The sequence below is a fragment of the Pseudomonas sp. SJZ074 genome (assembly GCF_007828215.1).
GTDB lineage: Bacteria > Pseudomonadota > Gammaproteobacteria > Pseudomonadales > Pseudomonadaceae > Aquipseudomonas.
Genome location: NZ_VIUE01000005.1, coordinates 16,646 through 29,464, shown reverse-complemented (window position 1 = coordinate 29,464; position 12,819 = coordinate 16,646). Strand labels below are relative to the sequence as shown.

At 63.2% G+C, this 12,819-nt stretch carries 10 protein-coding genes; 4 read left to right on the top strand and 6 right to left on the bottom strand.

Annotated features, from left to right (window positions below; genetic code table 11):
- Nucleotides 1-33 precede the first annotated feature (33 nt).
- The 6 genes from FBX99_RS08055 to mreB form a co-directional block, all read right to left on the bottom strand.
- Nucleotides 34-3,837, bottom strand: coding sequence for a YhdP family protein (locus FBX99_RS08055; RefSeq protein ID WP_144922785.1), 3,804 nt, complete (start codon nucleotides 3,835-3,837; stop codon nucleotides 34-36).
- A gap of 61 nt (nucleotides 3,838-3,898) precedes the next feature.
- Complete coding sequence (gene rng, locus FBX99_RS08050; RefSeq protein WP_144922782.1) at nucleotides 3,899-5,356, bottom strand: ribonuclease G; 1,458 nt, start codon at nucleotides 5,354-5,356, stop codon at nucleotides 3,899-3,901.
- A 56-nt stretch (nucleotides 5,357-5,412) separates the two neighbouring features.
- A complete protein-coding gene (locus FBX99_RS08045) occupies nucleotides 5,413-6,009 on the bottom strand; it encodes a nucleoside triphosphate pyrophosphatase (RefSeq protein WP_144922779.1) in 597 nt (198 codons plus the stop codon).
- A gap of 30 nt (nucleotides 6,010-6,039) precedes the next feature.
- Complete coding sequence (mreD, locus tag FBX99_RS08040) at nucleotides 6,040-6,528, bottom strand: rod shape-determining protein MreD (protein WP_144922777.1); 489 nt, start codon at nucleotides 6,526-6,528, stop codon at nucleotides 6,040-6,042.
- Nucleotides 6,525-7,667 carry a rod shape-determining protein MreC gene (gene mreC / locus FBX99_RS08035; protein WP_144922773.1) on the bottom strand — a complete coding sequence of 381 codons (1,143 nt, stop codon included), beginning with the start codon at nucleotides 7,665-7,667 and terminating at the stop codon, nucleotides 6,525-6,527. Before mreC ends, mreD begins: the two co-directional genes overlap by 4 nt.
- Before the next feature lie 138 nt (nucleotides 7,668-7,805).
- Nucleotides 7,806-8,843, bottom strand: a complete 1,038-nt coding sequence (gene mreB, locus FBX99_RS08030; RefSeq protein WP_002555108.1) for a rod shape-determining protein MreB — start codon at nucleotides 8,841-8,843, stop codon at nucleotides 7,806-7,808.
- Nucleotides 8,844-9,057: 214 nt separating this feature from the next.
- Here mreB and gatC point away from each other — a divergent pair, with 214 nt between their 5' ends.
- The 4 genes from gatC to FBX99_RS08010 all read left to right on the top strand — a co-directional run bounded on the left by gatC (nucleotide 9,058) and on the right by FBX99_RS08010 (nucleotide 12,799).
- Complete coding sequence (gene gatC, locus FBX99_RS08025) at nucleotides 9,058-9,345, top strand: Asp-tRNA(Asn)/Glu-tRNA(Gln) amidotransferase subunit GatC (protein ID WP_047699507.1); 288 nt, start codon at nucleotides 9,058-9,060, stop codon at nucleotides 9,343-9,345.
- Between the two features lie 16 nt (nucleotides 9,346-9,361).
- Complete coding sequence (gene gatA, locus FBX99_RS08020; RefSeq protein WP_144922770.1) at nucleotides 9,362-10,813, top strand: Asp-tRNA(Asn)/Glu-tRNA(Gln) amidotransferase subunit GatA; 1,452 nt, start codon at nucleotides 9,362-9,364, stop codon at nucleotides 10,811-10,813.
- Between the two features lie 10 nt (nucleotides 10,814-10,823).
- Nucleotides 10,824-12,269 (top strand): Asp-tRNA(Asn)/Glu-tRNA(Gln) amidotransferase subunit GatB, encoded by a 1,446-nt coding sequence (gene gatB, locus FBX99_RS08015; protein WP_145131184.1) that lies wholly within the window; start codon nucleotides 10,824-10,826, stop codon nucleotides 12,267-12,269.
- 152 nt (nucleotides 12,270-12,421) lie between these two features.
- Nucleotides 12,422-12,799 (top strand): septal ring lytic transglycosylase RlpA family protein, encoded by a 378-nt coding sequence (locus FBX99_RS08010; protein WP_145131183.1) that lies wholly within the window; start codon nucleotides 12,422-12,424, stop codon nucleotides 12,797-12,799.
- Nucleotides 12,800-12,819: the final 20 nt, after the last annotated feature.

Below are 12,819 nucleotides of genomic sequence, written 5' to 3'. Positions count from 1 at the left end.
CAAGCCCGCTCCCACAGAAGTTGGCGTTGTCTATCAGAACGGTTTGTCGAAAGTGATCTTCGGCTCTTTCCACGGCCCCTTGACGTCGTATCTTACGCTGGCAAAACGCGCCACGCGGTCGCCGATCAGCTTGTCGATCAAAAACAGCGCACCGCCAACCGCCGGTGCGCCGACAATCAGCGCGGCAATCGGCAGGTTGTTGGTCACCGGCAATGTCACCTGCAACTTGGCGTCGACCCGGTCAGCCACCATGTCCAATGTCCCGTTGAGTTCCAGGTTGCTCGAAGGCCCCGTCAGGGTAATGGGTTCACGGGTCACGTAGACGCCATTGCTCGCCACCAACAGCCCCTTGACGCGATCGTAGCTCAGGCCTTTGCCGAACAGGTCGGAGAAGTCCAGCCGCAGCCGTCGGCCGATGGAGTTGAAGTTCAACAGGCCGAACACCCGCAACGCCTGGGCGCTGCCCTCGACCTCGACGAACTGGCCCTTGCTCAACGACGCATCGAGGCTGCCGGAAAAGCGCTTGGTCGCGACCCACGCCGGTGAGCCAGGCCAATTGCCGTCGACGTCCAGGTGGAAGTCCTGGCTGGTCACGCTTGGGGCGAATCCCCAGCCCTTGAGCACATCAGCCAGGTTCTTGCCGCCGATACGCCCCTTGTACCAGCTGCGGGTGGAACCGGGCACGCCTTCCCAGCCGCCACTGCCCTGCAACACCATGCCCTTGAGACCCATGTCCAGATTATTCAGCGCAATGCCCTTGCTGGTCGGACGCACCTTCAACGACCAGGCACCGATCAGATCCGGTCCCTGGAACAATTGGGCAATCGCGATATCCATGGCCGGGATCCGGGTCGGGTCCACCGATGCCAGCGGATCCGGCGCGTTCTCATCGGCTTGCACCGTCGGGTCCGCGGCCGGCAGGCGAACGTAATCGAGCTTGATCCCGATCGGAGTGCTTTTCGCATCCGGGAGGCTGGCGCTGCCCTTGGCCTGCTGGCTGTCGAGACCCAGGGCCCAGGCATCCGGCTTACGGTCGAGCTGCACCGAGGCCTGGTCCAGGGTCGTTCCCATGGCCGTGAGCTTGCCCACCTTCAGATCGACACCGCTGAGCAGTTGCTTGGCGCTGCCGCTCGGGTCCTGTCCGGCGTACTTGTTCAGCAGGTCCTGCCACGGCCCGACATCCAGTTCCGACAGTGTCCCACGCAGCCGCACCCCTTTGGCTCCCGGCAAGACAGCATCGCCGCCCCCGAGCAACAGCTCGCCGCGACCATCGGCCGGCTTCCCGCCCGGCGCTGCGTAAGTGAAGCTGGCGAGGTCGCCATAATTGACCCAGTAACGCCGCTCCGGCCCCTGCAGCGTCATGCGGAACACCGTGTCTCGCCCGGTGTCGGCCGTCATGCCGAAGGGCGCCGGCAGGTCCACCGCCACGCCCTTGAGGTTGGAACTGACCGACAACTGGCTGTCGGCGCCGTCGAGTATCACCTGCAATTGGTAAGGAACGACCCCGGAAACAGGCAACGGCTGGGTAACGTTCAGCCAGTCGGTGAGTTTTTTGACCTCCAGACGCCCGGACGCCACCACCCGGGTATTGAGCGCACCGGCACGGCCATCGGCAAAGATCTGCGCGGTCAAAGGTCGGTCGAACGCCCGGGTGGCGATGTTCTTGCCGCTCAGCCCCTTACTGCTGTCGAAGCGGAAATCGCCCTTGAGCTGAGTCAGCTCCAGCACCGGATCGCTGAGCTTGAGCCGGGCGTTGTCGGTGCTGAAGTCCACCAGGATCTTCGGTGGGTCTCCCTTGGCCAAGGGAATATCGAGTTTCACAGAACCTTGCAGGCCGCCTTCGCCTTCCCAGCCGGCGAATGTCTCAGCCGTGCCGATGGGCGCCGTCTGCAGGATTTTCAGCCCGTCCCCCAGCCCCCCGGCGAACCCGCCCTCCAGCAGCAGATGGGAATGCTGCCCATTCGGGGCATGGGGAATGTTCACCGCCACGTCCTTGACCTGGGTGTCCAGCAATTGTCCCTGGCTGGCGAAGATGCGCACGCCGCTGTCTTCGACGAAGACATCGCCGCTGACCTTGCCAACCGAAGGCCAGCCCGGCTGGAAGGCCAGTTCGGCGTCATGCACCTTGAAGAACAGGCTGATGCTGCGGGCCGCGTCCTCGGCGCCGTGGTTCAGCGAGCCCTGGTACTGGAAAAACCCTTCATCCACGGCCCCCTTGACGATGGCCGTGCGCAGCCACTCATCCAGAGCCGGGCTCAGCACCGCCGGCAGGTACTTGCCGGTGTAACGCCCGTCGCCGTCCACCAGGCCGACCCGCAAGTCCATGTAGTCTTCCTGGCTGTGATCGAAATGCAGGCGGATCAGGAAATCGCCGGCAATCCGGCCCTCCTCCCCCAGCACCTTCAGGTAGGGCGCGATCAGGGTGAAACCTTGCTGGTCGAGCTTCCAGGTCAGCCGCGCATTGGCCTGCAGGTATTGCCAGGGCTTGGCGAAGATCGGGTCCAGGTGCAGGGAAAAATCCTTGCTGTCCATGCGCAGCTCGCCGCCGCCGAGATCGCCGCTGAGGCTGCCCGAGACGTTACGCGCTGCGGGGGCACCGTGATAGGCATTGAAACCCACCGTGTCCAGGTTGGTGGCAAAGCTGACCTTGCGATCACCGGCATTCTGCGGCCGGTAGTCCACCCACACGTTGCGCAGCGCGCCAGTGAACCTGAGACGGTCGATGGCCGTCGCGACCCCCTCGGGCAAAGGCGCCAAGGCATTGAGCAGCGGCGTAATCGGAGTCAGGTCGAGACGATCGGCCTGTAGATGCCAGAGTTCTTCAGCCTTCTCGGTGGCCGCACTCTGCTGCAGTTGCAAGCGCGATTCCCAGCGGGTTTCCCCCAGGCTCATCGCCAGGGAATCGAACGTCGCGGTGAACCCGTCGCTGCCGCGCTGGAAATAGCCGTTGAGTGCCAGGTTACGGATCTGTACCGGCTTGCGCTCGGCGTAGGCGCCGCTGATGTCCGGCGCATTCAGGCGCACTGCGGCACTTTGCAGCGTGCCATTCCCCCAACTCAGCCAGAACTCGCCGCCGGCCTTGGCCTGGGAGAAATGCCATTCGCGGGTCAGGCGCTTCGGCAGCCATTTCGACCAGTCGCTCTGTGGCAGGCTCAGGTAGGCTTCGGCCTGGCCGTTCTTCCAATCGGCGGCGCGGATCCGGGTGCGCAGGTTGATTGCCAGCGGTTGCCCGTCGGGCAGGGTCAGGCGCGCATCCAGGCGCTGGCGGCTGACGCCGGTCCTGAGACTCAGGCCCACATAGGTCAGGGTCAGCGGTGCTTGATCCAGCGGCTGCAAAGTCACCTGGCTGTCCAGGATCGAAAGCTTCGAGACCATCTGCATGCGATCAAACAATTGCTGCGGGTCGAACGGTTGATCGTCCTTGACCGGCAGGCCTTCCAGGGCCCACTTGCCGTCGGCGCCTTCCTTGAGGCTGATCTTCAGGCCCCCGAGCTCCAGGTGGGCGATGCGTACCTGGCGGGCCAGCAGGCTGGCCCACAGGTCGGGCACGGCACGCACCTCGTCCAGGTGCATGGCATTGGCGCCATCGCCGATCATCACGTCGCGAGCCAGCAGAATCGGCGCCAGGCCACTCCATTTGCCCTCAAGGCTTCCAACCCGCAACGGCATGCCCAGCGTTTCGGTGGCCCGGCGCTCGATCTCGGTACGGTATTCGGCTACCAGCGGCGCCAGTTCCCGCCCCAGGCTGACATACAGCGCCAGCAGTACCAGCAGCAGCGCGCACAGACCCAAACCCCAGCGGGTCAGCACGGCCAGAATGCGGGTCAAACGCTCCATGTCAATGGACTCCCCAGGCAAAGGTATTCAAATCGGCGAGACCACCGCTTCAGGAGCCACTTCAGAGCAGCACAACGTCGTATTGTTCCTGGGAGTACATGGTCTCTACCTGGAAGCGAATCGTACGCCCGATAAAGGCCTCCAATTCCGCGACATTACCCGACTCCTCATCGAGCAGGCGGTCTACCACTTTCTGGTTCGCCAACACTCTATAGCCAGTGGCCTGGTAGGCGCGCGCCTCCCGGAGAATTTCCCTGAAGATTTCGTAACACACGGTTTCCGGGGTCTTCAGCTTGCCCCGCCCCTGGCAGGCGCTGCACGGCTCGCAGAGCACCTGCTCGAGGCTTTCCCGGGTGCGTTTACGGGTCATCTGCACCAGACCCAATTCGGTGATGCCGATGATGTTGGTCTTGGCGTGGTCGCGTTCGAGTTGTTTTTCCAGGGTTCGCAGCACCTGACGCTGATGCTCTTCGTCCTCCATGTCGATGAAGTCGATGATGATGATCCCGCCCAGGTTGCGCAGGCGCAGTTGGCGAGCAATGGCCGTGGCGGCTTCCAGATTGGTCTTGAAGATGGTTTCTTCGAGATTGCGATGGCCGACGAACGCCCCGGTGTTCACGTCGATGGTGCTCATGGCCTCGGCCGGATCGACCACCAGGTAGCCGCCGGACTTGAGCGGCACCTTGCGCTCCAGGGCCTTCTGGATTTCGTCCTCGACCCCGTACAGGTCGAAAATCGGCCGCTCGCCTGGATAATGTTCCAGGCGATCGGCGATTTCCGGCATCAGCTCGGCGACGAACTGCGTGGTTTTCTGGAAAGTTTCCCGGGAGTCGATGCGGATTTTCTCGATCTTGGGGCTGACCAGGTCCCGCAGCGTGCGCAGCGCCAGGCCCAGGTCCTCGTAGATCACGCTGGGGGTGGCGATGGTCTTGATCTGCGCGGCGATCTGGTCCCAGAGCCTGCGCAGGTAACGGATGTCCATGAGAATCTCATCGGCGCCGGCACCTTCGGCCGCGGTGCGCAGGATAAAACCACCGGTCTCCTTGATCCCTTCCTTCTCCACGCAATCGCTGACCACCTGCTTGAGGCGTTCGCGCTCGGCCTCGTCCTCGATCTTCAGGGAAATGCCGACATGAGCGGTGCGTGGCATGTACACCAGGTATCGCGACGGAATGGACAGTTGCGTGGTCAGGCGCGCGCCCTTGGAACCGATGGGGTCCTTGGTGACCTGCACCACCAGGCTCTGGCCCTCATGGACCAGCGCGCCGATGCTCTCCACGGCAGGCCCTTCGCGCATGGAAATCTCCGAGGCATGGATGAACGCCGCACGGTCCAGGCCAATATCGACGAACGCCGCCTGCATGCCCGGCAACACCCGCACCACCTTGCCTTTGTAGATGTTGCCGACAATGCCGCGTTTTTGCGTGCGCTCGACATGAACCTCTTGCAGCACACCGTTTTCAACCACCGCCACGCGCGATTCCATCGGCGTGATGTTGATCAGGATCTCTTCACTCATGGCAGGGTCTCGTTCAGGCATTTTCACGATAATGGCTGCATCTGGTCAGGCGGCGTTCAACGCACGTTCAAGGTTTGCCAACAGGGTATGCCGAAATGCTCCAGCAGTTGCGCGGTTTCGCACAGCGGCAAGCCAACTACCGCAGAATAGCTGCCCTCCAGCCCGGCAACGAATACCGCACCCAGCCCCTGGATGCCGTAGCCACCGGCCTTGTCCAAAGGTTCACCGCTGGCCCAGTAGGCCGCCGCTTCCTCTTCGCTGATAGGGCGAAAACGCACCCGACTGCGGACCACCCGGGATTCGCAGCGTTGGCCATCCAGCACGGCAATGGCGGTCAGCACCTCATGGTCGCGACCGGACAGAGCCAACAGCATCGAGCGCGCATCGCTCTGGTCCAGTGGTTTACCGAGAATCTGCCCGTCGAGCACCACCGCCGTGTCGGCGCCCAACACGCAACCACCGTCGTCGATCGGCAATGCCCGCCGCCCGGCCTCAGCCTTGCCGCGTGCCAGGCGCTCGACATAAGCCGAAGGGGTTTCGTGATTCAGGGGAGTTTCGTCAATGTCCGCGCTGATGGCGGTAAAGGACACGCCAATCTGCGTGAGCAGCTCACGCCGACGCGGCGAGCCTGAAGCGAGGTAAAGCGGTTTCATCAATGCATCTCCCGCTCAAGCCCGACCCAATCAGTTGATCTTGAAACGCAGACGCAGGCCACGCAAACCGAAGCTGACCCAAGGCCAGAGCAAGGCACTGACCAGGGCCGGCAGCACCAGTGCCAGGGTTGGCTGGCGATTGCCGGTCAGCGCGCTGAGCCATAGCTGTACCAATTGCGCCAGGCCGAATATCACCAGGATCACCAGGCATTGTTGCCACATCGGGAACATCCGCAGGCGCTGCTGTAGCGACAGCACCAGAAAGGTAATCAAGGTCAGGATCAGCGCGTTCTGCCCCAGCAGCGTTCCATAGAGCACGTCTTCGGCCAGCCCCAGACACCAGGCGGTGACCATGCCGACCTTGTGCGGCAGCGCCAATGCCCAGAAAGCCAGCAGCAAGGCCAGCCACAACGGGCGAAGGATCTCCATGAATTGCGGCAGCGGCGAAACGCTGAGCAACAGGCCCAGGGCGAAGGTCAACCAGACCATCCAGCCGTTACCGAAGTGGGTACTGCTCATTCTTCTCGTGCTCCCCTGGTGGCGGGCGTGGCGGCGGGCACTCTGGCAGCCGGGCGCGACGGTTGGGCCTCTGGTGCATGAGTGGCCGGTGCATGCGTTGCAGGCCTGGCCGGTGTCGCGGCGGGCGTTGCCGACCTGGCAGGCGTGGTAGCGGGGGTAGCAGCCGGTGTGGTTACTGGCGTAGCCGGTGTGGACACGGGCGGATTCGGCGTTGCGGCCGGCACGGGTGCGCCAGCGCCGGGGACAACCGCTTCGCCGCCCTGCCGGTCCTGGGCTTCCTGGGCCGCGGCAGCGTCGTTGGCGCGCTCCTCAGGCGTGCGGTTGTCGCTGAACACCAGCAGCAGGTAACGGCTGCGGTTCAGCGCGGCAGTGGGTACCGCACGGACAATGGCGAATGGCTGGCCGGAGTCATGGATCACTTCCTTGACCGTCGCCACCGGATATCCGGCCGGGAAGCGCTGGCCGAGGCCGGAACTGACCAGCAGGTCGCCTTCCTTGATATCGGCAGTGTCAGCCACGTGCCGCAGCTCCAGGCGTTCCGGGTTGCCGGTGCCGCTTGCAATCGCCCGCAGACCGTTGCGGTTGACCTGCACGGGGATGCTGTGGGTGGTATCGGTCAACAACAGCACGCGAGACGTGTAGGGCATCAACTCCACCACCTGGCCCATCAGGCCGCGGGCGTCGAGCACCGGCTGGCCGAGGACCACGCCGTCGCGCTCACCCTTGTTGATGACGATCCGGTGGGTAAACGGGTTGGGGTCCATGCCGATCAACTCGGCCACTTCGACCTTTTCGTTGACCAGTGCGGAAGAGTTGAGCAACTCGCGCAGCCGCACGTTCTGCTCGGTAAGGGCCGCCAGCTTCTGCAGGCGTCCCTGCAACAGCAGGTTCTCGGTCTTGAGTTTTTCGTTTTCGGCGACCAGCTCGGTCCGGCTGCCGAACTGGCTGGCCACACCTTGCCACAGCCGTTGCGGCAGGTCGGTGATCCAATAGGATTCCATCAGGACCAGCGACATCTGGCTGCGCACTGGCTTGAGCAGTGTGAAGCGGGCATCGACCACCATCAGCGCAACCGATAGCACGGCCAGCACCAGCAGGCGCACACCCAACGAGGGGCCCTTGGCAAAAAGCGGTTTAATAGGCCGCTCCTCCCAGGCAAATGTTCTCTTTATTCATACGGCATCAAACCGGCCTGGATACGAATGACAGAAGATAAACGCCAACGGGCAGCACTGCAAAGTGCTGCCCGGAAGCGAACAACATGGACCCGGCGAGACTTATTCGCTGGAGAGCAGGTCCATGGTGTGCTTGTCCATCATTTCCAGGGCGCGACCACCGCCACGGGCAACGCAGGTCAGTGGATCTTCGGCAACGATCACCGGCAGGCCGGTTTCCTGGGCCAGCAACTTGTCGAGGTCACGCAGCAACGCGCCACCACCGGTCAGCACCAGGCCGCGCTCGGCGATGTCCGATGCCAGCTCCGGCGGCGACTGCTCCAGGGCGCTCTTCACCGCCTGGACGATGGTCGCCAGGGATTCCTGCAGCGCTTCCAGCACTTCGTTGGAGTTCAGGGTGAATGCGCGAGGAACGCCTTCGGCCAGGTTACGGCCACGAACGTCGACTTCGCGGACTTCACCGCCCGGGTAGGCCGTGCCGATTTCCTGCTTGATGCGCTCGGCGGTGGATTCGCCGATCAGGCTGCCGTAGTTGCGGCGCACGTAAGTGATGATCGCTTCGTCGAAGCGGTCGCCGCCCACACGCACGGATTCGGCATAGACCACACCGTTGAGAGAGATCAGCGCGATCTCGGTGGTGCCGCCACCGATGTCGACCACCATCGAACCGCGGGCCTCTTCCACCGGCAGGCCGGCGCCGATGGCAGCGGCCATCGGTTCTTCGATCAGGAACACCTCACGGGCACCGGCGCCAAGGGCCGATTCACGGATGGCACGACGCTCCACCTGGGTGGACTTGCATGGAACGCAAATCAGCACACGAGGGCTGGGCTGCAGGAAACTGTTTTCGTGAACCTTGTTGATGAAGTACTGCAGCATCTTCTCGCAGACGCTGAAGTCGGCGATCACGCCGTCCTTCATCGGACGAATGGCTGCGATGTTGCCCGGTGTACGGCCCAGCATGCGTTTGGCTTCGGTACCAACAGCCACGACACTTTTCTGGTTACCGTGGGTGCGGATGGCCACGACCGAGGGTTCATTCAGGACGATACCGCGCTCGCGCACGTAAATAAGGGTGTTGGCAGTGCCCAGGTCAATGGAAAGATCGCTGGAAAACATGCCACGCAGTTTCTTGAACATGGGAAAGGGACCCTAGGCAACGCGTGGGTAAAAAAGTGCGGCAAACTCTAACAACGACAGGGATTTTGGGCAAGGCGCCAATATGTTAAATTGGCCGCTTTTCTGTGCACCAACCCCTACAATCGCGGCCGTAGGGCCGTAGAAATGCGGTAGTGTTCCGACAATCTAACACACGGACAGACTGCGTCCGTTCTGTTTTCCACTGGAGAATCCCATGGCGCTTGAACGCTCCGACGTGGAAAAAATCGCTCATCTGGCCTGCCTGGGCCTCAATGAAGCCGATCTTCCACATATCACTTCCGCCCTGAACAGCATTCTGGGGCTGGTCGACGAGATGCAGGCGGTCAATACCGACGGTATCGAACCGCTGGCCCACCCACTGGAAGCCAGCCAGCGCCTGCGCGCCGACGTCGTGACCGAACCCGACAACCGCGAGGCCTACCAGGCCATCGCGCCAGCGGTCGAAAACGGCCTGTACCTGGTTCCGAAAGTCATCGACTAAAGGGAAAGAGCCTCTCATGCATCACATGACACTGGCCGAGGTCGCCCGCGGACTCGCCGATAAAAAGTTTTCCTCCGAAGAGCTGACCAAGGCCCTGCTGGCGCGCATCGCCCAGCTCGACCCACAGCTCAACAGCTTCATCAGCGTTACCGAAGAGCTGGCCCTGAGCCAGGCCAGGGCGGCCGACGCTCGCCGTGCCAACGGTGAAGGCGGCGCCCTGCTCGGCGCGCCGATCGCCCACAAAGACCTGTTCTGCACCCAGGGCGTGCGCACCAGCTGCGGCTCGAAGATGCTCGACAACTTCAAGGCCCCGTACAACGCCACCGTGGTTGCCAAGCTGGCCGCCGCCGGCGCCGTGACCCTGGGCAAGACCAACATGGACGAATTCGCCATGGGTTCGGCCAACGAGTCGAGCCACTACGGCGCGGTGAAGAACCCCTGGAACCTGGAACACGTACCCGGCGGCTCGTCCGGCGGTTCCGCCGCCGCCGTGGCCGCGCGCCTGTTGCCAGCCGCGACCGCCACCGACACCGGCGGCTCGATCCGCCAGCCCGCGGCGTTCACCAACCTCACCGGCCTCAAGCCCACCTACGGTCGCGTGTCGCGCTGGGGCATGATTGCCTACGCTTCCAGCCTCGACCAGGGTGGCCCCTTGGCACGCACCGCCGAAGACTGCGCGATCCTGCTGCAAGGCATGGCCGGCTTCGACCCCAATGACTCCACCAGCATCGACGAACCGGTGCCGGACTACAGCGCCGGCCTCAACGGCTCGCTGCAAGGCCTGCGCATCGGCGTACCGAAGGAGTACTTCGGTGCCGGCCTCGATCCACGCATTGCCGACCTGATCCAGAACAGCGTCAAGGAACTGGAAAAGCTCGGCGCCGTGGTCAAGGAAATCAGCCTGCCGAACATGCAGCACGCGATTCCGGCCTATTACGTGATCGCCCCGGCGGAAGCCTCCTCGAACCTGTCGCGTTTCGACGGCGTGCGCTTCGGCTATCGCTGCGAGAACCCGGAAAACCTGATCGACCTGTACAAGCGCTCCCGTGGCGAAGGCTTCGGTGCCGAAGTGCAGCGGCGGATCATGGTCGGTACCTACGCGCTGTCCGCAGGCTACTACGACGCCTACTACCTCAAGGCGCAGAAAATCCGTCGCCTGGTGAAGAACGACTTCATGGCCGCCTTCAACGAGGTCGATATCATCCTCGGCCCGACCACGCCGAACCCGGCCTGGAAACTCGGCGCCAAGAACAGCGACCCGGTCGCTGCCTACCTGGAAGACGTCTACACCATCACCGCCAACCTCGCTGGCTTGCCGGGCCTGTCCATGCCGGCCGGTTTCGTCGATGGCCTGCCGGTGGGCGTGCAGTTGCTCGCACCGTACTTCCAGGAAGGCCGCCTGCTCAATGTGGCGCACCAGTACCAGCTCAATACCGACTGGCACACCCGCACCCCAACCGGCTTCTGAGGAGACACACATGCAATGGGAAGTCGTGATCGGGCTGGAGATTCATACCCAGCTCACCACCCGGTCGAAAATTTTTTCCGGCAGTTCCACCACGTTCGGCTCCGAACCGAACACCCAGGCCAGCCTGGTCGACCTGGGCATGCCTGGCGTGCTGCCAGTGCTCAACGCCGAAGCCGTGCGCATGGCGGTGATGTTCGGCCTGGCGATTGACGCCGAGATCGGCCAGCACAACGTGTTCGCCCGCAAGAACTACTTCTACCCGGACCTGCCCAAGGGCTACCAGATCAGCCAGATGGAACTGCCGATCGTCGGCAAGGGCCACCTGGACATCGCCCTGGAAGACGGCACGGTCAAGCGTGTCGGCATCACCCGTGCGCACCTGGAAGAAGACGCCGGCAAGAGCCTGCACGAAGAATTCAACGGCGCCACCGGCATCGACCTGAACCGTGCCGGCACGCCGCTGCTGGAAATCGTCTCCGAGCCGGACATGCGCAGCGCCAAGGAAGCCGTGGCCTACGTCAAGGCGATCCACGCCCTTGTCCGTTACCTGGGCATCTGCGACGGCAATATGGCCGAAGGCTCGCTGCGCTGCGACTGCAACGTGTCGATCCGGCCCAAGGGCCAGGCCGAGTTCGGCACCCGCTGCGAGATCAAGAACGTCAACTCGTTCCGCTTCATCGAGAAGGCGATCAACAGCGAGATCCAGCGCCAGATCGAACTGATCGAGGACGGCGGCAAGGTCATCCAGCAGACCCGCCTGTACGACCCGACCAAGGACGAGACCCGTCCGATGCGCAGCAAGGAAGAAGCCAACGACTACCGTTACTTCCCCGACCCGGACCTGCTGCCGGTGGTGATCGAAGACTCGTTCCTCGACGACGTGCGCGCCACCCTGCCGGAACTGCCGCCGCAGAAACGCGAGCGCTTCCAGGCGCAGTTCGGGCTGTCGAGCTATGACGCCAACGTCCTGGCCACCAGCCGCGAACAGGCCGATTACTTTGAGAAAGTCGTCGGCATCGGCGGCGATGCCAAACTGGCGGCCAACTGGGTAATGGTCGAACTGGGCAGCCTGCTGAACAAGCAGGGGCTGGAAATCGACGAGTCGCCGGTATCGGCCGAGCAACTGGGCGGCATGCTGCTGCGGATCAAGGACAACACCATCTCCGGCAAGATCGCCAAGATGGTCTTCGAAGCCATGGCCAACGGCGAGGGCAGCGCCGACGAGATCATCGAGAAGCGCGGCTTGAAGCAGGTCACCGACACCGGCGCCATTTCCGCCGTACTCGATGAGATGCTCGCGGCCAACGCCGAACAGGTCGCACAATACCGTGCGGCGGACGAAGCCAAGCGCGGCAAGATGTTCGGTTTCTTCGTCGGCCAGGCCATGAAAGCCTCCAAGGGCAAGGCCAACCCGCAACAGGTCAACGAACTGCTGAAAAGCAAGCTCGAGGGTTGATTGCCATGGAGCCAGCTATTCGACCTGGCTCCACTCTCCCTTGTGGGAGCGAGCCTGCTCGCGATAGCGGTGGTTCAGCTTGCATCAGTGCTGAATGTGCCGTCCTCATCGCGAGCAGGCTCGCTCCCACATTTGTATTTGGAAACTCTCGAATGATGCGTCTCCTCGGCGCCTGCGCCCTGCTGTCCCTGCTGGCCGGTTGCGCCAGCCAGAGCGGGACGGTCGATCCACACGGCTACGACCAGACCGGCGTCGCCTCTTATTACGGTGCCAGGCACCATGGCAAGCGCACCGCCAGCGGCGAGCGTTTCGACCAACACAGCCTGACCGCCGCCCATCGCCAGCTGCCGTTCGGTACCCGGGTGAAAATCACCAACCTGAGCAACAATAATGCCGTGGTGGTGCGCATCAACGACCGTGGCCCATACTCCCGAGGCCGTCTGATCGACGTGTCCCGCGAAGCCGCCGAGCAGTTGGGCATGCTGCGTACCGGCACCGCGCGGGTACGCGTGCAAGCCCTCGACGATTGATAGACGGAGCCCGGCCATTT